Source organism: Variovorax monticola (genome assembly GCF_051216855.1).
Lineage (GTDB): Bacteria > Pseudomonadota > Gammaproteobacteria > Burkholderiales > Burkholderiaceae_C > Variovorax.
Genome location: NZ_JBPJZP010000002.1, coordinates 662551 through 681124 on the forward strand (window position 1 = coordinate 662551; position 18574 = coordinate 681124).

Annotated in this window: 17 protein-coding genes; 7 read left to right on the plus strand and 10 right to left on the minus strand. The window is 66.9% G+C overall.

The window, feature by feature from the left end:
* Positions 1-52 precede the first annotated feature (52 nt).
* The 9 genes from ACSFA5_RS08425 to bfr form a co-directional block, all read right to left on the minus strand.
* Complete coding sequence (locus ACSFA5_RS08425) at positions 53-325, minus strand: (2Fe-2S)-binding protein (protein ID WP_435443565.1); 273 nt, start codon at positions 323-325, stop codon at positions 53-55.
* A 127-nt stretch (positions 326-452) separates the two neighbouring features.
* Entirely contained in the window at positions 453-1133 is a 681-nt protein-coding gene (locus tag ACSFA5_RS08430) for a Fe2+-dependent dioxygenase (protein ID WP_435443566.1), read from the minus strand.
* Between the two features lie 89 nt (positions 1134-1222).
* Positions 1223-3619 carry a catecholate siderophore receptor Fiu gene (locus ACSFA5_RS08435; RefSeq protein ID WP_435443567.1) on the minus strand — a complete coding sequence of 799 codons (2397 nt, stop codon included), beginning with the start codon at positions 3617-3619 and terminating at the stop codon, positions 1223-1225.
* 232 nt (positions 3620-3851) lie between these two features.
* Complete coding sequence (locus ACSFA5_RS08440; protein WP_435443568.1) at positions 3852-5216, minus strand: sulfite reductase subunit alpha; 1365 nt, start codon at positions 5214-5216, stop codon at positions 3852-3854.
* Positions 5213-6226 (minus strand): FAD:protein FMN transferase, encoded by a 1014-nt coding sequence (locus tag ACSFA5_RS08445; RefSeq protein ID WP_435443569.1) that lies wholly within the window; start codon positions 6224-6226, stop codon positions 5213-5215. The genes ACSFA5_RS08440 and ACSFA5_RS08445 overlap by 4 nt, the downstream gene beginning before the upstream one ends.
* A 14-nt stretch (positions 6227-6240) precedes the next feature.
* Positions 6241-7047 (minus strand): DUF4198 domain-containing protein, encoded by an 807-nt coding sequence (locus ACSFA5_RS08450; protein ID WP_435443570.1) that lies wholly within the window; start codon positions 7045-7047, stop codon positions 6241-6243.
* 62 nt (positions 7048-7109) lie between these two features.
* A complete protein-coding gene (locus tag ACSFA5_RS08455) occupies positions 7110-7610 on the minus strand; it encodes a DUF2271 domain-containing protein (RefSeq protein WP_435444082.1) in 501 nt (166 codons plus the stop codon).
* A gap of 60 nt (positions 7611-7670) precedes the next feature.
* On the minus strand, positions 7671-8315 hold the full coding sequence (locus tag ACSFA5_RS08460) for a PepSY-associated TM helix domain-containing protein (protein WP_435443571.1): 645 nt from the start codon (positions 8313-8315) through the stop codon (positions 7671-7673).
* 119 nt (positions 8316-8434) lie between these two features.
* The gene (gene bfr, locus ACSFA5_RS08465; protein WP_435435626.1) at positions 8435-8911 is read right to left on the minus strand and encodes a bacterioferritin; all 477 of its coding nucleotides are present in this window, start codon (positions 8909-8911) and stop codon (positions 8435-8437) included.
* Positions 8912-9173: 262 nt separating this feature from the next.
* Here bfr and ahpC point away from each other — a divergent pair, with 262 nt between their 5' ends.
* From ahpC to ACSFA5_RS08500, 7 genes are all read left to right on the plus strand, one after another.
* Positions 9174-9737, plus strand: coding sequence for an alkyl hydroperoxide reductase subunit C (ahpC, locus tag ACSFA5_RS08470; RefSeq protein ID WP_435443572.1), 564 nt, complete (start codon positions 9174-9176; stop codon positions 9735-9737).
* A gap of 88 nt (positions 9738-9825) precedes the next feature.
* Positions 9826-11382, plus strand: a complete 1557-nt coding sequence (gene ahpF, locus ACSFA5_RS08475) for an alkyl hydroperoxide reductase subunit F (protein ID WP_435435627.1) — start codon at positions 9826-9828, stop codon at positions 11380-11382.
* 159 nt (positions 11383-11541) lie between these two features.
* Positions 11542-13755, plus strand: coding sequence for a TonB-dependent hemoglobin/transferrin/lactoferrin family receptor (locus ACSFA5_RS08480; RefSeq protein WP_435443573.1), 2214 nt, complete (start codon positions 11542-11544; stop codon positions 13753-13755).
* Between the two features lie 38 nt (positions 13756-13793).
* Positions 13794-14894 (plus strand): hemin-degrading factor, encoded by a 1101-nt coding sequence (locus ACSFA5_RS08485; protein ID WP_435443574.1) that lies wholly within the window; start codon positions 13794-13796, stop codon positions 14892-14894.
* Positions 14891-15787: a heme/hemin ABC transporter substrate-binding protein gene (locus ACSFA5_RS08490; RefSeq protein WP_435443575.1), complete on the plus strand. Its 897-nt coding sequence runs from the start codon at positions 14891-14893 to the stop codon at positions 15785-15787. Before ACSFA5_RS08485 ends, ACSFA5_RS08490 begins: the two co-directional genes overlap by 4 nt.
* Positions 15784-16818 (plus strand): FecCD family ABC transporter permease, encoded by a 1035-nt coding sequence (locus tag ACSFA5_RS08495; protein WP_435443576.1) that lies wholly within the window; start codon positions 15784-15786, stop codon positions 16816-16818. Before ACSFA5_RS08490 ends, ACSFA5_RS08495 begins: the two co-directional genes overlap by 4 nt.
* Positions 16815-17618, plus strand: coding sequence for a heme ABC transporter ATP-binding protein (locus ACSFA5_RS08500; protein ID WP_435443577.1), 804 nt, complete (start codon positions 16815-16817; stop codon positions 17616-17618). Before ACSFA5_RS08495 ends, ACSFA5_RS08500 begins: the two co-directional genes overlap by 4 nt.
* A gap of 57 nt (positions 17619-17675) precedes the next feature.
* Here ACSFA5_RS08500 and ppsR read toward each other — a convergent pair whose 3' ends face one another.
* On the minus strand, positions 17676-18497 hold the full coding sequence (gene ppsR, locus ACSFA5_RS08505; RefSeq protein ID WP_435443578.1) for a posphoenolpyruvate synthetase regulatory kinase/phosphorylase PpsR: 822 nt from the start codon (positions 18495-18497) through the stop codon (positions 17676-17678).
* Positions 18498-18574 lie beyond the last annotated feature (77 nt).

An 18574-nucleotide genomic window follows, 5' to 3' on the forward strand; every position in this document is an offset into this window, starting at 1 on the left:
CGTCGCTTGCATCACTTGTGAAAAATCCACCAGACCGAGCCGGCGACCAGGATCAGGCTGCCGCCGAGTGCCGAGACGAGTTCCATGCCTTGCTTTCCTTGATGGAGTTGGCAAGCTGGATCGCCCTCGGGCCCGTTTCGCAATTCAGGGCGGCGACCGGGTGAGAAGCGCTGCACTGCGCGACGATATCGCGCGCACAGCATTCACACTGGCCACATTGGGTGGCCACGCCGAGTTCGAACTGGACTTCGTCGAAAGTCATGCCCGCGCGCACGTGGCGTGCGATTTCGCGGTCGGAGACTCGGCGGCAGACGCAAACGATCATGGCGGTGAAAGCGGCAGTTGGCTGGCTGTTGGAAGTGACCGATTATAAATAAGAATCCATCGCATTTGCAATCACTATGCTGTTACCGGATCCTGCAATGGCGTTCGCGGCCTGCCGGACCGCGCGCTCAGACCTCCGACCAGAGCCGCAGCAGGTTGTGGTAGTGGCCGGTCAGGGCGACCGTTTCTTCGCATTCACCCAGGCGGGCGCGCAGTTTCTGGATGTTCTGGTCGAGCTCGAAAAGCATGCTGCGCTGCTGGTCGTTGCGCACCATGCTCTGCAGCCAGAAAAACGAGCACACCCGCGCCCCGCGGGTCACGGGGTGCACGCGGTGCAGGCTGCTCGCCGGGTACAGGATGAGGTCGCCGGCCGGCAGCTTGACCTCGTGAGAACCGTAGGTGTCGATCACCTCCAGTTCGCCGCCTTCGTAGTCTTCCGGCTCGCACAGGAAGAGGGTGCACGACAGGTCGGTGCGCAATGGCTGGCCGCTGCCTGGCAGCGTGCGCACCGAGCCGTCGACATGCACGCCGTAGTGCTCGCCGCCTTCGTAGCGGTTGAACAGGGGCGGCACGAAGCGCAGCGGCAGTGCCGCCGAAAAGAAGAGCGCGTTGCGGGCCAGCGCGGCGAGCACCGCGGCTCCGAGTTCGCGGCCCACGGGCGATTGTTCGGGCAACTGCCGGTTGCGCTTGACCTGCGCGCCCTGGTCGCCAACCGTCTCCCGGCCATCGACCCAGTTCGTCGCGTCGAGCGTGGCGCGCATCTCGCGCACCTGGGCGGGACTGAGCACATCGGGCACATGCAGCATCATTTTTCAGGAACTCCGCAAACAGAAAAGCCCCGGCGCGGGCCGGGGCTCGAGTGTGGCACCGCCCCGGGCGGGAACGGTGCGCGAAACGATCAGAACGCGAAGTTCGCGGTGACCTTGTACGAGCGGGGCGTGCCCGGCGTGTAGCGGTAGCCGCTCTTGTTGATCGCCGCCACGTAGTCCTTGTCGAACAGGTTGTAGACGTTGAACTGGATGTCGACGTTCTTGTTGATGCGGTATGACGCCATCGCATCGAACACCCAGTACGAGTCGACATACGCCGGTGTACCCACCGCGCCGTCGCTGCCGCGCTGCAGCTTGCCGTTGTAGCGGGCACCGCCGCCCAGGGTCAGGCCGAACGGAAGCTGGTACGTGGTCCAGAGCGTGAAAGCCTTCTTCGGCGTGTAGGCGAGGGCGGTGGAGCCGTCGGCCAACACCGAGGGGCCGCTCAGCACGCGGGTGTTCATCGTCGTGAACCCGGTGCTCACGCCCCAGTTTTCGGTCAACGCGCCCGATGCGCCGAGCTCGATGCCCTGCACGCGCTTCTTGCCGGTCTGGTAGTAGTTGGTGGTCACGCTGTCCTGCACGACTTCATTGCTGACGTCGGTGCGGTACAGCGCAGCGGTCAGGGCCGCGCGCTTGCTCAGCACGTCCCACTTGGTACCGAGTTCGTAGGTCTTTGCCTTCTGCGGCAGGAAGTCGGTGCGCGCGGCGCTGTTGCCGGTGCCACTGGCGGCCAGCTGGAAGTTCGCGCCGCCCGGCGGCTGCGCGGCCGTGCCGTAGGCCGCGTAGACGCTGCTGTTTTCCGTCGGCTTGTAGACCAGGCCGATCTTGCCGGACAGCAGGTTGTCCGACAGTTTCAGGTTGGTCGGCGTGATCGTCGTTGTCTGCGGGCCGTTGCCGGTGCGTGCCAGCGTCAGCGCGGTGGCGTTGTACGTGGTCGAGTAGTGGTCGTAGCGCAGGCCGGCGGTCAGTTGCCACTGTTCGTTGAACTTGAGCGTGTCGAAGGCGTAGAGGCCGATGGTGTCGGTGCTGCCGTCCGAGCCCGTGCCGTTGGCGATGCGGTTGTAGCCGCTCACGTACGGATTCGGGTTGTACAGGTTGGCGGCCGGCCACGAACCGGCGGCGGCCAGCGTGGTGCCCACGCTGGCGAAGCCCGGGGCATAGAAGTTGTTGGCGCGCTGCGTCTCGCGGATGAATTCGACGCCGCCGTTGAACGAGTGGCCGACGCTGCCCGTGTTGAACTTGGCCGACACGCTCGTCTGGTTGGTGAAGATCGTGTTTTCCTGGTCCTTGTTGGTCGGCAGGTTGCGCGTGACGGTCCAGCTTGCCGGGAGCGTCGGGATGACCGTGTTCAGGTAGCCCGCGTTGGCCGCCGGCAAGGCGCCCACGCCGTTGGTCGACGTCAGGCCACCGCCCATGAACGACGTGAGCATGTAGTCCTGCGAGGTCTTGCCGTAGCGCGTGGTGTTGCGCAGCGTGATGTCGGGGGTCAGGTCGTGCTCGATGCGCGCGGTGAACATGTCCGCGGTCACGTTGTCGAAGTCCGAGCTCGTGCCGTAGAAGTTGCTCGAGTCCACGCGTGCCGCGGAATTCAGGTACGTGCGGCGGGCCTGGCCGCGGTTGATCGCGGTCGCGTCCGGTGTGGTGTAGCCCGGCAGGCCGATGGTAGGCACGCCGCCGTCGGGCACGTTGTTCTGCTTGACGTGCAGATAGTCCAGGAAGATGCGCGTCGGGCTGTTCAGGCCGAGTGCCAGCGACGGGGCGATGGCCGTGCGCTTGTTCTTCACCATGTCGCGCCCGGCCACGCCGCCGTCTTCGGTCACGGCGTTCAGGCGGAACGCCGCGCCGATGCCGTTGGCGCTGCTGAGCGACTTGTTCCAGTCGACGCTGCCGCGCTTGAAGCTCGCGCTGCCGAAGCTCAGCGAACCCAGGAAGCTGTCCTCCAGCTTGGGCTTCTTGGTCACGAGGTTGATGTAGCCGGTGGGCGAGGTGCGGCCCACGTCGGTGCCTGACGGGCCCTTCACGACCTCGATCTGCTCGATGTTGAACACGTCACGCGACACGGAGCCCAAGTCACGGATGCCGTCGACAAAAATCGCGCTCGAGCTGTCGAAGCCGCGCATGTAGACCGAGTCGCCCGTGTTGGTGTTGCCGTTTTCCCCGAGGAAGAACGTGCCCACGCCGGGGGTGTTGCGCAGCGCTTCCGTCAGCGTGGTCGCGCCCTGGTCGCGAATGATCTGGTCCTTGATGACCTGGATGGTCTGCGGCGTGTTCACCAGCGGGGCCGTGAACTTGGGGTTGGCCGACGTGTCGGTCTTGTAGTCGTTGGTGACGGCGGAGTCCTGCACCCTGACTTCCGGCAGCGCGTTGGACGACTGGGCGAAGGCGCCTGGAGCCGCAAGGGCCATCAGCGTGGCGGCTGCAGCGCCGGAAAGGTGTGGAACTGCGCGCGCAACGGCGTGTTTGCGGCTTTTGATGTAGGCCATGGAATTCTTCTCCGAAAGGGGGCGGCGGCTAGGACTCGACTGGCGATGTCTCGACGGCGGCGTTCTTGCGGGAGAAGCGGGCGGACTGGCTGGGTGAGTCGATCTACAAAGCTTTTGCAAATCGGTGCGAATGATATTGTTTCTCAATACGAGAGCGCACAGCAACGTTGTATTAATCCTAAAGTTAAGCCTGGTTTGTTGCTGACACGCAACTGAACGGGTACTTCAGGGCTCAGTAGACGTCACGGCGATAGCGGCCGCTGGCCTTCAGGTCGCGAACGAAAGCCTCCCCTGCAACCTGCCGCAGCGCCGCGTCCACACCGGAAGCCATTCCCTGCAAACTGCCGCAGACGTAGACGGCCGCGCCATCGCGCAGCCACTGCAGCAAGATGTCGGCAGACTGCAACAGCCGGTGCTGGACGTAGAAACGTTCCGCCTGATCGCGCGAGAACACCATGTCCAGCCGCTGCAGCACGCCATCGGCCTGCCAGGCCTCTATTTCCTCGCGGTAGAGGAAGTCATGCGCTGCCTGGCGTTCGCCGAACACGAGCCAGTTGTCGTGCCTGCCCGCGGCGGCGCGGGCGCGCAGATGCGCTCGCAGGCCGGCCAGCCCGGTGCCGTTGCCGACGAGGATCAGCGGCCGCGCCTCGTTGCCGTCCAGGCGGAAGCCGCGATGCGGCCGCAGGCGCAAGGCGACGGTGTCGCCCATGGCGAGCGTGGACGTGAGCAGGCCCGACGCGGCCCCCAGCGTGCCGTCCGGGTGCTGCTCCTGCCGAACGAGCAACTGCAGCTCGCCGTCGGTATGCAGCGATGCGATCGAGTAGTCGCGCGGGTGCGTGGGGTCGCTGGCCACGCTGACCTGCACCAGGTCGCCGGAGGCCCAGTGCGGCATGGCACCGCTCTGCGGCACCAGCCCCAGGTGAAAGGCGGGTGCGCCGGTGCTGCCGGGATTGAGCTGTTCGCGCGCAACGATGCGCCATTGCGCGAATGCGGCGGCCGGCACTTCCTGCGCGCTTTCCCCCGGCGTGCCGCCCCACCGGGCCTGCCAGGCGGCCAAAGCCGCGGGGTCGCTGTTGTCGACTTCGATGCTATCGAACTCGCGCAACGCCCCCGTCGCATGCAGCCATTCGTCGAGCGCCCGGCCGAAGCCGCAGAAGTGGGCGTACTGGCGGTCGCCCAGTGCCAGCACGGCATAGCGAAGCGAGGGCAGCGCGGGTAACGTCCCCATCACCTGCTCGGCGAACACGCTGGCGCCGTCCGGCGCGTCGCCTTCGCCGTAGGTGCTCGCGATGAACAGCGCGCGCTTCGCGCCCGCCAGCGTGGCTGCGTCGAGCGCGTTCAGTTCCATGACGCGCGCGGGCGTGCCGGCGGCGCTCAGTTGCCGGGCGGTCTGCCAGGCGATGGCTTCGGCCTGGCCGGTCTGGCTGGCGAACAGCACGAGGGCAGGGGGCTCGTTGCCGCCTGCCGAGAGTTCGGCGGCGTCGCGCGCGGCGACCGCCCGCTGCCTGCGCGCGCGCGCATAGACCGACGCGCAAAGCGCCGCGTAGGCCACCACGGTCGAGCTCGCGCCCAGTGCGCGCCACGCGCTGTCGTTCATGCCTTGGCCGGTGCGGGCCACGCACGCGTGGTGCGTGCCGCGGGCGATGCGTCGCCTTGGCTCATGAACAGCGCGGCGATCTCGTGGCGCTGCGCGAAGTCGAACCCGGCCTGCGGACCCAGCACCGTCAACACCGTCGCCAATGCGTCGGCCTGCATGCATTCGTGGTGCAGCACGGTCACGCTGGCCGGCGCATTCGCGGCGGGCTCGCCCGTGCGCGGATCGATGGTGTGCGACCAGCGGCGCCCTTCATGCGAACGCTGGTGCCACCGGTCGCCCGAGGTCGCGATCGCCATGTCGGCCAGCGCGATGCGCTGCGACGAAGCTGCATCGCCGTCGACCAACACCTGCCATGCCTGGCCGCCAGGGCGGCGCCCGACACCTCGCAGCTCCCCGCCGATCTCGAAAAGCAGGTCGGTCAGGCCGAGGGCGCGCAACGCGTCGACGCCGTGGTCGACCGCGAAGCCCTTGGCGATGCCTGAAAGGTCGAGTGTGAAGCCGCCCGGCTGCAGCAGCGACCCGTCTGCCGCATCGAAAGCCAGTCGCGGCCAGCCGGTGCGCGCGCGCGCGGCGGCCAGCGCCTGTGCATCGGGCAGGCCGCCATCTCGTGTATCTTGCGCTTCGGGGCCGAAGCCCCAGCAAGCGACCAATGGGCCGACGGTGGGGTCGATGGCGCCGTCGCTCGCTTCCGCCCAGCGGGCGGCGCAGCGCATCACTTCCGCGAATTCCGCCGGCAGCTTGTGGCGCGAGCCGCCGGGCGCACGGTTGAAGCGGCCGATGTCCGAGTCCGGCTCCCAGTGGCTCATCTGCGCGACCACGCGGGCCAGCGCCGACTCGACGCTGCCGCGCACGTCCGCCAGCGGCAACATGCGCGGGTTGTCGAAGCGCAGCGACCACGTGGTGCCCATGGTCTCGCCGCCCAGCTGTTGCAGGGTGGCGGGATCGGCGGGACGCGGCACGGCCGCGTTGGCGTAGCCGCCAGCGCGCCAGGTGCTGAACGAAAGGCCCAAGGTGCCCGGCTGCCTCAGGGCATCACTTCAAGGGTGGCCGCGTAGCTCAGGCGGCGCTCCTTGGCTTGCGGCACCGTGGTCTTGGTGTCCTTGGTGCTGGCGTCGAGCCAGTACATGCCGGCAGCCGGCCAGGTCACGCTGAACTGGCCCTTGTCGTCGGTCTTGACCTTGACCTCTTCGAGCTTGTCGCGGTATTGCGTGTTGCCTGCCGTCACGGTCACTTCGAGGTCCTTGGCGGGCTGGCCGTCGAGGTTCAAAGTGAAGGTGGCTTTCTCGCCCTTGACCAGGTCGGTAGGGCTGCCGGCGGCGATCAGTTCCAGACCCTGGCCGGTGGGCTTGAGCGCCGACGGCTTGCCGACCGTGACGAAGGTCTCGACACGGCCGGACGACTGGCTGATCGTCACGTCCTGCGCGTCGGCCGGAACCTCCTTGGCAATGGTGTCGGCCGTGCCGCGCGCGCGCTTGGTCTGGCCGGTGGCCTTGTCCTTCCAGCTCGCGAACGCGCCGGCGTTGATCACCGCGATGCGGTAGGTGCCGGGTTGCGCGACGCTCACGTCGAACACGCTGCGCTGCTTGAGCTTGGCTTCGGTCTCGGGCTTGACGGTGCTGCCGTCGGGCGCGGTGATCTGCAGGCCGTCGAGCCGCATGGCCGCGTGGTTGGCGACGAACAGGTCGTTGGAGATTGCGGCATCGACGCTCACGGTGTCGGCCTTGGAGAAGACCGTGGAAGACGGCAGCAGCCAGGCGTTGTGCGCCTGCGCCAGCGAGGCGGCCGACAGGGCGATGGCGAGGGCGGTGGCGCGCAGGGGAAAGTGGTTCATGAGAGAGGTCCTTGATGTAGCAGGCAGCAGCGGGCGGTAAGGGGCGTTCGGCGGGAGGGCGATCAGGGCTTGAGTTCGAGCTTGATCTCGCCGAGCTCTTCCTTGCCGGTCGCGGTCGGTTGCGCAGCGGCGGTCGGCGGCCACTGGAAGGGAATGCTCACGACTTCGCGGCCGCCGACTTCGCGCGCGGCTTCCACCACCAGCTTGTAGGCGCCGGGCGCGAGCCTGGGCATCGGCGCCGTGCCTTCGGTGAAGCTCAGCTGGTGCTTGCCTGCGGGCTTGGTGGCGCCCGTGACACCGTCGACCGGCACCGCGAGCTCACGCCCGCCGCGGCGCCACCACTGGCGCATGTCCTTCAACCACTTCGTGCCTTCGCCCTCGGGGTTGTTGGTCTTGGTGCGCACGTCGTACCACACGGCCAGCGTGCCGGCGACCGTGTTGTCGGCGCGCTCGATCCAGGTCGCCACGTAGGGGCGGTGGTACTCGGACGCGTTCAGCCGCGGAATCTCGATGTTGACGGCCAGGCCGGCCGCGAAGGCCGGCGCTGCGAACAGCGCCGACATGGCCAGCGGCGCGAGGGGATAGCGAACGTGCACGGGAAACCTCTTTCCTGGATCGATGAATCAATGAATGAACAGCAGCGCGAGCAGCACCGGAATGACGAGGCCCATGCCCACCATCGGCCAGGTGAGCGGGCGGTTGCCCGCGTGCATCTTGAGAATGAACAGCCCGGTGATCGAGAAGACCAGCGCGGCGCCCGCGAAGATGTCGATGAACCAGCTCCACGCGGTGCCGGTGTTGCGGCCCTTGTGCAGGTCGTTGAAGTAGGAGAGCCAGCCGCGGTCGGTGCGCTCGTATTCGATCTCGCCGTCGGCCAGGCTCAGCCGGAGCCAGGCATCGCCGCCGGGGCGGGGGAGCGAGAGATAGATTTCGTCGTCCGACCACTCGGCCTCACGCCCGGCGGTGCCGATGTCCCAGTGCCTTTGAACCCATGCCTGGAGCTCGGAGGGCAGCGGGGCCTTGCCCTTCTGGGCCTTGGCGGCGGGCAGCAGCTTTTCGAGTGCTGCGCGCAGCGGTTCGTCGATCGTGCCGCTCAGCTTCGTGATGGCGGGCTTGGCCTCGATCTGTCCGGCATGGTTGAGGGTGAAGCCCGTCACGCTGAACAGGATCATGCCGATCAGGCAGATCGCCGAGCTGACCCAATGCCATTCGTGCAGGGTCTTGAGCCAGTAGGAGCGGCGGCGGTTGTCGGGTCGGGTGGCAGTCATCGAAGGCGCGGATTTTATCCGTGCGAATGAGAATGACTGTTATTCGGGGAGCGTTAAGTTACGTAAAGCAATAAAAAAACGGGACCGAAGTCCCGTTGCACTGGCTGGTGAAGCCTTGCTTATTCGAGCTCGCCCATCTGCGATTGCAGGTAGTTCTGAAGGCCGACGCGGTCGACCAGGTCGATTTGCGTTTCCAGGAAGTCGATGTGCTCTTCGGTGTCGTCCAGAATTTCTTGCAGCAGGTCGCGCGAGACATAGTCACGCACCAGTTCGCAGTGCTGGATGCCGTCCTTGATGGTGGCCTGCGCGCCGGTTTCGGCGCCGAGGTCGCAACGCAGCAGTTCGGGCACGTCTTCCCCGATGTTCAGCTTGCCGAGGTCCTGCAGGTTCGGCAGGCCGTCGAGCATGAAGATGCGGTCCATCAGCTTGTCGGCGTGCTTCATTTCGCCGATCGATTCTTCGTATTCCTTCTTCGCCAGCTTGTCCAGACCCCAATGCTTGAGCATGCGGTAGTGGAGGAAGTACTGGTTGATGGCCGTCAGCTCGTTCTTGAGCTGCGCCTGCAGATGTTCGATGACCTTGGGGTCGCCCTTCATGATCGTTTTCCTTGTTCTGAAAGACAGGATTGTCCGGGTCCTCGCAGGGCCCGCGCAAGCATTCCCCTGCGCAGTCGGTCTGCATGCGTACGAGGGTGATACACGTTCGTATTCGAGCAGGAAGCGAAGGCAGCGGCGCCTTTGTTTTTCATAGCTCGCACCGATGCAATTGATAGTTCATTGCTATTGGTTTGTCTTATTTGGTAGCTATACTCATGGCTCGCACTTATTTTTGTCCACTCGCAGCATCCAAGGAATCACCATGTCCCTGATCAACACCCAAGTCCAGCCCTTCAAGACCCAGGCCTACCTCAACGGCAAGTTCATCGACGTGTCCAACGAGACGCTCAAGGGCAAGTGGTCCGTGCTGATCTTCATGCCGGCGGCCTTCACTTTCAACTGCCCGACCGAAGTCGAGGACGCGGCCGACAACTACCCCGAGTTCCAGAAGCTGGGTGCAGAGGTCTACATCGTGACCACTGACACGCACTTCTCGCACAAGGTCTGGCACGACACCTCGCCGGCCGTCGGCAAGGCCAAGTTCCCGCTGGTGGGCGACCCGACCCACACGCTGACCAACGCCTTCGGCGTGCACATCCCCGAAGAAGGCCTGGCACTGCGCGGCACCTTCGTGATCAACCCCGACGGCATCATCAAGACCGCCGAAGTGCACTCCAACGAAATCGCCCGCGACGTCAAGGAAACCCTGCGCAAGCTCAAGGCAGCCGTCTACACCGCCGCCCACCCGAACGAAGTCTGCCCGGCCAAGTGGAATGACGGCGACAAGACCATCGCACCGTCGTTCGACCTCGTCGGCAAGATCTAAGCGCCTCGCGCGAAAGCCCGGCGCTCACAAGGCCCCGGGCTTTTTTGTCCCCAGTTGATAGTTTTCAGTTATCGAAAGAGAGTCCGTCATGCTCGACGCAAGCACCAAAGCCCAATTGAAGAGTTACCTCGAACGCGCCACGCAGCCGATCGAAATCGTCGCCTCCCTCGACGACAGCAAGGCCTCGGGCGAAGTGTTGTCGCTGCTGAAGGACGTCGCCGATTCGTCCCCTTTGGTCAAGCTGACCGAAAGCCGCGACGACAACCACCGCAAGCCCTCGTTCTCGGTCAACCGCCCGAGCGAAAACCACGGGCCGCGTTTTGCCGGCCTGCCGATGGGCCATGAATTCACGTCGCTGATCCTTGCGTTGCTGCAGATCGGTGGCTACCCCCCCAAGGTCGAGCAGGCCGTGCTCGACCAGATCAAGGCGCTCGACGGCGACTTCGAGTTCGAGATCTACGTCTCGCTCACCTGCCACAACTGCCCCGACGTGGTTCAGGCGCTGAACCTGATGGCGGTGCAGAACCCGCGCATCCGCGCCACCATGATCGAAGGCGGCACCTTCCAGGACGAAGTGAAGGAACGCCAGATCATGGCCGTGCCGACCGTGTTCCTGAACGGCACGGAGTTCGGCCAGGGCCGCATGAGCCTGGAAGAAATCCTCGCCAAGATCGACACCAGCGGTGTGGAACGCGAAGCGAAAAAGATCGCCGCCAAGGACCCGTTCGACGTGCTGATCGTCGGCGGCGGTCCCGCAGGCGCGGCGGCCGCGGTGTACGCGGCCCGCAAGGGCATCCGCACCGGCGTGGCCTCGGAGCGCTTCGGCGGCCAGGTGCTGGACACCCTGGGCATCGAGAACTTCATCTCGATCAAGGAAACCGAAGGGCCGAAGTTCGCCCACGCGCTCGAAGAGCATGTGCGCGACTACGACGTCGACATCATGAATCTGCAGCGCGCCAAGGCGCTGGTGCAGGGCAAGGACCTGATCGAAGTGCAGCTCGAAAGCGGCGCCTCGCTCAAGAGCAAGACGGTCATCATCTCGACCGGCGCGCGCTGGCGCAACATCAACGTGCCCGGCGAGCACGAGTTCAAGAACAAGGGCGTGGCTTACTGCCCGCACTGCGACGGCCCGCTGTTCAAGGGCAAGCGCGTGGCGGTGGTCGGCGGCGGCAACTCGGGCGTCGAAGCGGCCATCGATTTGGCCGGCATCGTGGGCCATGTCACGCTGATCGAGTTCGACACGCAACTGCGCGCCGACGCCGTGCTGCAGCGCAAGCTCAAGAGCCTGAAGAACGTCGACATCTTCACCAACGCGCAGACCACCGAAATCACCGGCGACCAGAAGGTCAACGGCCTGGTCTACAAGGACCGTGCGTCGGGTGAACTGAAGACGGTGGCGCTCGAAGGCGTGTTCATCCAGATCGGCCTGGTGCCCAACACCGACTGGCTCAAGGGCGTGGTCGAGCTCTCGAAGCACGGCGAAATCATCGTCGACGCACGCGGCCAGACCTCGGTGCCCGGCGTGTTCGCGGCGGGCGACGCGACCACCGTGCCCTTCAAGCAGATCATCATCGCGGCCGGCGACGGCGCCAAGGCGGCGCTCGGTGCGTTCGACCATCTGATTCGCACATCGGCCCCAGCATAAGTAAGCCTTAAGTTGTGTAGATGAGAATTATTCTCATACAATAAAAGGCTCGGGTCCTGCAGCGTCGGGGCCCTCTTTGCCAGCCAGGTCACCCCGCGCAACCGCCTGCGCGTGAAGGTCCAGCAAGCAGTTCTTCAACTGTTTTCTGGACCTTTTTTCGTGGCCGCAAAATCCAACCGCCGTTCTTCCCCTCGCCTTGCGCTGTTGCCCTGCCTGATCGCCTCCGGGCTCGGTCTCGCGGCACCCGCGTGGGCCCAGCGCGTGGCCGCGCTCAACGAAGTGGTGGTGAGTGGTTCACGCTCGGAGCAGGCCAGGGACGACCTGCCGGTGAGCACCGAAGTCGTCGGCCGCGACGACATCGAGTCCAGGCAGATCACCGACATCCGCGACGCCGTGCGCGATCTGCCCAACGTGTCGGTCAAGCGCGCCCCGGCGCGCTTCGGCCTGGCGCAAGGCAGCACGGGGCGCGACGGCAATGCGGGCTTCAACATCCGCGGGCTGGAAGGCAACCGCGTGCTGATGCTGACCGACGGCATTCGCACGCCGCGCAGCTACGTGTTCAGCGCCAACGCGTTCGGGCGCGACTACTTCGACATCAGCCTCGTGGAGCGCATCGAGATCATCAAGGGCCCGGCCTCCGCGCTGTACGGCTCCGACGGCCTTGCGGGCCTGGTGAACTTCATCACGCGCGACCCGGCGTCGTACCTGAAGGACGGCAAGAGTTTCGGCGGCAGCGCCACCCTCGGCTACAGCGGCGACGACAACGGCACCCGGGGCGGCGCCACGCTCGCGGGCAAGGCCAACGACACGCTGCAGTGGCTCATCTCGGCCAACATCGGCCGCTCCAGTGAGCTGGAAAACATGGGCGGCAACAACGCCGCCAACGTCGACCGCACCACGCCCAACCCCGAGCGCGACCGCAACAAGGCGCTGCTGGCCAAGGTGATCCTCACGCCCAACGCCGACCAGCGCCACGGCTTCACCTTCGAGCATGTCGACAAGACCAGCCGCTACGACCTGCTGTCGGGTGTGGCCAAGCCGCCGTATGCCTCCACCTCGGTCGTCGGCCTGAACGCCAAGACCGACCTGCAACGCGACCGCTTCACCTACGACGGCCGGCTGCGCGTGAACTCGGTGATGGCCGACAGCCTGCTCGCCGTGGTGAGCTACCAGAAGGCCAAGTCGCGCGAGTTCATCTACGAAGACCGCTACACCGCCGCCGACCGCACGCGCGACGTGACCTACGACGAGAGCACCTGGCAGTTCGGCCTGCAGGCTTACAAGACGGTGCGCATGGGTGACTGGGCACAAAAGATCACCTACGGCTTCGACTACACGCGCACCAACGTCGAGAACCTGCAGACCGGCCTGGTGCCGCCGGCCGGCGAGAGCTATCCGCTCAAGCGCTTTCCCGACACGCGCGAGAGTTCGTCCGCCTTCTACGTGCAGGACGAGTTCATGCACGACCGCTGGAGCATCACCCCGGGCATCCGCTTCGACCGCTTCTCGCTCGACGCGAAGCAGGCCGGCTTCGGTGCGCAGGCGGTGTCGCTCTCGGGTTCGGCCGTGTCGCCCAAGCTGGGCGTGCTGTTTCGCGCCACGCCGCAGTGGAGCCTGTACGGCAACTACGCCTCGGGCTTCAAGGCGCCCAACGCGTTCCAGGTGAACAACTTCTTCGAGAACGTGATCTCGGGCTACAAGACGATTCCCAACCCGAACCTGAAGCCTGAGAAGAGCCAGAACATCGAGGTCGGCACGCGCGGGCGCACCGGCGTGCTGCGTTACGACGTGGCCGTATTCACCGGCGAGTACAAGGACTTGATCGAGAACGACCGCCAGGTGGGCGGCGTGTTCGGCTCGCGCACCAACCCGGCGACCTTCCAGTCGGTGAACATCGGGCGCGCGCGCATCAGCGGCTTCGAGTTCAAGGGCGAACTGGACTTCACCGACAACAGCAACGGCTTCACCGTGCCCTTCGCCTACGGCCAGACGCGCGGGCGCGACCGCACCAACAACCGGCCGCTCAACTCGATCGACCCGAGCAAGGCCAGCGTGGGCATCAAGTACCAGGCGCCGGTGTGGAGCGTGCGCCTGGATGCCGTGAACCACGCGCGCAAGAAGTGGTCGGACATCGACGCCGCCGAAGTCACGACCGGCACGCAGTTTCAAACGCCCGCGGCCACCACCTTCGACATCAGCGCGCAGTGGCGCATCCGCAAGGACCTGCGCCTGAATGCGTCGGTCACCAACCTCACCAACAAGCGCTACTGGATGTGGAGCGACGTGCGCGGCCTGACGCAGAGCTCGACGATCCGCGACGCCTACACCCAGCCGGGCCGCAGCTTCAACGTGTCGCTGGTGGCGGACTTCTGATTGCCACCCACCGCCCTGCCCACACCAAAGGAAAACCGATGAACCCACCCGACATCCGAGAAAGTTTTGCGGCCTTGCGTGCCAAGGGCATGCGCCACAAGGACGCCGCCGCGGCCATGGGCTTGTCCGAAGGCGCGGCCGCGGCCGCGCACACCGGCATGCACGACCAGCCCCTGCGCGCCACGCGGCTGCGCGGCCCGTGGGTCGAACTGCTGCAGGCGCTCGAACTTTGCGGCCCGGTGCTCGCGCTCACGCGCAACGAGACCACGGTGCACGAGAAGACCGGCGTCTACGAGAAGGTGTCGGGCAGCGAAGCGATGGGCATCGCGCTGGGCGAGGCCATCGACCTGCGGCTGTTCTTCAGCCGCTGGCACGCCGGCTTCGCGGTGAGCGAGGCGGCGGCCAACCCGGGCGTGCCGCCTTCGCTGAGCCTGCAGTTCTTCGATGCGCAGGGCGTGGCCGTGCACAAGATTTTCGTGCGCGACGCCACCGACCGTGACGCGTTCCAGTCGGTCGTCGACAGCCACACCGCGCCGGACGAGCCCGTGCTGTTCGCGGCCGCCGAAGCCAAGGCCGCGCCGCGCGAGGACAGCGCCATCGACACCGCGGGCCTCGCCGCAGCTTGGCGCGGCATGAAGGACACGCACGACTTCTTCGGCCTGCTGAACAAGTTCGGCGTGGAGCGCCAGCAGAGCTTTCGCCTGACCGAAGGCGAGTTCACGCAGCGCGCCGAGCCGGGCGCCATCGGCGGGCTGCTGCAGGAGGCCTCGTTCGACGGCACGCCGATCATGGTGTTCGTCGCCAGTCCGGGCTGCATCCAGATTCACTCGGGCCCGGTGGTGCGCATCGAGCCGATGGAAATGAAGGGCCACGGCGAGGGCGCGCCGCCGATGCGCTGGCTCAACGTGCTCGACCCGGGCTTCAACCTGCACATGCGCGAAGACCGCATCGCCAGCGTGTGGATCGTGCAAAAACCGACCAGCTACGGCGTCGTCACTTCGGTCGAGGCCTTCGACCCGACCGGCGAACTGATGGCGATGTTCTTCGGCGCGCGCAAGCCCGGCATGCCCGAGCGCGAGGAATGGCGCCGCATCGTGAGGATGCTGCCGCGCCTGCAACCCGCGGCGCAGGTCCCATGAGCGACCTGCACGCCATGAACATTCGTTGTCCGCAACGCCGCGACCTGCTGCGCCTGCTGGGCGCCTCGTCGCTCGGCACCGCCGCGCTGTCGCTGTTCGCGCAGCAGCCGAAGCTGCCCAGGCTCGTGACCGTCAGCGGCGCGATCACCGAGGTGGTGTACCTGCTGGGCGCCGAAGGGCAGTTGGTCGGCACCGACACCACCAGCCTCTACCCGGCCGCCGCGCGTGCCACGCCCAAGGTGGGCTACATGCGCCAGCTGTCGGCCGAGGGCCTGCTGTCGCTCAAGCCCGACGCGGTCATCGCCACCCACGAGTCGGGCCCGGCCGTGGTGCTCGACCAGGTTCGCAGCGCGGGCGTGAAGGTCGAGATCATCGAGGCCGACCACAGCTGGGCCGAGGTGCAGCGCAAGGTGCAGGCCGTGGGCCGCGCCGCTGCGCGCGAGCCGCAGGCGCGCGAACTGCAGGCCAGGCTCGATGCCGAATGGAGCCAGGTGCAGCAGCGCGTGGCGGCCTCGAAGGGCCGCAAGCCGCGCGTGCTGTTCGTGCTGTCGCACAGCGCCAGCCCGCAGGTCTCCGGCGAGAAGACCGCCGCGCATGCGGTGATCGGCTTCGCGGGCGGCGTGAATGCGCTTGGCGGCTTCCAGGGCTACCGGCCGATGACGGCCGAGGCCATGGCCAGCGCCGCACCCGACGTGATCCTCACGAGCACGCAGAGCATCGATGCGCATGGCGGCGTGGACAAGTTCTGGCAGCGGCCCGAGCTCGCGCTCACGCCGGCCTTCAAGAGGCGCAGCCTGATCACGCAGGACGCCTTGCTGTTGCTGGGCTTCGGCCCGCGCACGCCGGCGTCCATTGCCGAGCTGCACGACAAGTTCCTGGCAGCCGTGGCATGAGCCAGCGGTTTTCCGCACGCGCCGTGCTGGGCGGCAGTGCGTTGCTGCTTTCCGCAGCGCTGTTGCTGGGCGCGGTGTCGGGCGCGTATGCCATCAGCCTGCCGCAGCTGTGGCACGTGCTGACGACGCTGGGGCAGGGCGCCGACAAGTCGCCCGAGCACCTGGTGTTCCTCAACATCCGCCTGCCTCGGCTGGTGCTCGGCGTGGCGGCGGGTGCGGGGCTCGGCATGGCGGGCACGCTGATGCAGGGGCTGTTTCGCAACCCGCTGGCCGACCCGGGGCTGGTGGGCATCAGCAGCGGGGCGGCGCTGGCCGCGGGCGTGACGATCGTCCTGGGCGCGTGGCTCTGGCCGGCGCTGCCGCGCACACTGGGCAGCTGGACGCTGGTGCTGATGGCCTTCGGCGGTGGGCTGTCGGTGACCTTGCTGATCTACGGCCTGTCGCGCAGCGACGGCGGCACGCGCATGGCGCTGATGCTGCTGGCCGGCATCGCGGTCAATGCGCTGGCGGGCGCAGGGCTGGGCTTCTTGAGCGTGATGGCCACCGACGAACAGCTGCGCAGCCTGCAGTTCTGGCTGCTGGGCAGCCTGGGCGGGGCGCGCTGGAGCGCGGTGCTGCTGGTGGCCGCAGCGGTGCTGCTGGCGTGCCTGGCGGCGCGCTCCCTGGCCGCGCCGCTGAACGCCATCGCGCTGGGCGAGGCGCAGGCGGCGCTGCTGGGCGTCGACGTCGAGCGGGTCAAGCGGCGTGCCATCGTCGTCACGGCCGTGGCCGTGGGGGCGGTGACGGCGACGACCGGCATCATCGGCTTCATCGGCCTGATTGCGCCGCACTGGGTGCGCATGGTGGCGGGGCCCGATCACCGCGTGGTGCTGCCGGCCTCGGCCCTGCTGGGCGCCGCGCTGGTGCTGGCGGCAGACACTGTGGCGCGCACGGCCATGGCGCCGGCCGAACTGCCGCTGGGCGTGCTCACCGCGTTCATCGGCGTGCCGGTGTTCCTGTGGATGCTGCGTCGCTTCAAGGGGCGCATATGACCGGCGCCCCACGCGACCCGATGGCGCTGGCGTGCGCCGACGTCGAAGTCCGCATCGACGAGAAGGTCCTGCTGGCCGGCGCTTCCGTGCACCTGGCGCCCGGCCGGGTGACGGCCATCCTCGGTCCGAACGGCGCGGGCAAGTCGACGCTGCTGTCGGTGCTGGCCGGCCAGCGCGTGGCGACGCAGGGCAGCGTGACGCTCGACGGGCGCCCGCTGGCGGCGTACGGCATGCCGGCACTGGCGCTGCGCCGGGCGCTGATGCCGCAGGAAAGCGCGGTCGCGTTCGACTTCACGGCGCAGGAGATCGTCGCGATCGGGCGCTACCCGCACCGCCGCGCGCCCGGGCGCGACGAAGACGCGATCGTCGAAGAGGCCATGGCGCTGACCGACGTGGCGGCGCTGGCGCCGCGCGTCCTCAACACCCTGTCGGGCGGCGAGAAGGCGCGGGCCCACATGGCGCGCGCGCTGGCCCAGCTGTGGCATTCGCGGCCCGACGGCGCGAGCCGCTGGCTGCTGCTCGACGAGCCGACCGCGGCGCTCGACCTTGCGCACCAGCACTCGGCCATGCGCCTGCTGCGCGCCTGGGCCGCGCGCGGCGTGGGCGTGGTGGCGGTGCTGCACGACCTGAACCTGGCGCGCCGCTATGCGCACGAGGTGGTGGTGCTGGGTGGCGGTTCGGGGCTGATACAGGGGCCGACGGCCGAGGTGCTGCAGCCGGCGCTGATCGAATCAGTCTGGGGCACGCCTTGCCAGCCCGTCATGAGCGCGGACGGCACCGTCCAGTATCTTTTTGGATGATTTGCTGCCACTACGCACGTCCGCCGTGCGTAGTGTGCTATCCAAAAGATATCAATCTCAGTAGTTGAGCCGCTCTGGCCGCAGCTCCTGCAGGATCGTCGTCGCAATTTCCTCGATCGACTTGGTGGTGGTCGACAGCCAGCGGATGCCGCCGCGCCGCATCATCGCCTCGGCCTCGCTCACCTCGTGGCGGCAGTTCTCCAGGCTGGCGTAGCGCGAGTTGGGGCGGCGCTCGTTGCGGATCTCGCTGAGCCGCTCGGGCTGGATGGTCAGGCCGAACATCTTCTTGCGGTGCGGGATGAGGGCCGGCGGCAGCTGGCGGCGGTCGAAGTCTTCCGGAATCAGCGGGTAGTTGGCCGCCTTCAGTCCGTGCTGCATGGCCAGGTAGAGCGAGGTCGGCGTCTTGCCGCTGCGGCTCACGCCCACAAGAATGACGTCGGCGCCTTCCAGGTCGCGGTTGCTCTGGCCGTCGTCGTGCTGCAGGCTGAAGTCGATCGCGGCGATGCGGTCGTTGTATTCCTTGCTCTTGCTGACGTCGCTGAAGCGGCCGATGCGGTGGTTCGACTTCATGGCCAGCTCGATTTCCAGCGGCCGCACGAAGGTGCCGAACATGTCCAGCAGCATGCCCTTGCAGCCGGTCTCGATCACTTCCAGCACGTCCATGTTGGCCAGCGTGGTGAAAACGATGGGGCGCACGCCCTCGAGTTCGGCCGTGTGGTTGATGTGGCGCACGGCCTGGTGGGCCTTGTCGACCGTGTCGGTGAAGGGCAGGCGCACGTGGCGCGGCTTCATCTCGAACTGGGCGAGCACGGCGTTGCCGAAAGTCTCGGCCGTGATGCCGGTGCCGTCGGAAATGAAGAAAACAGTGCGTGTATGCATGGTGTTGCTCTTGCGGCCTTGTCCTGCGGCGCGCGCGACCTTGCCACGCCTACAATCCGGGCCATTATCGGGAGTCC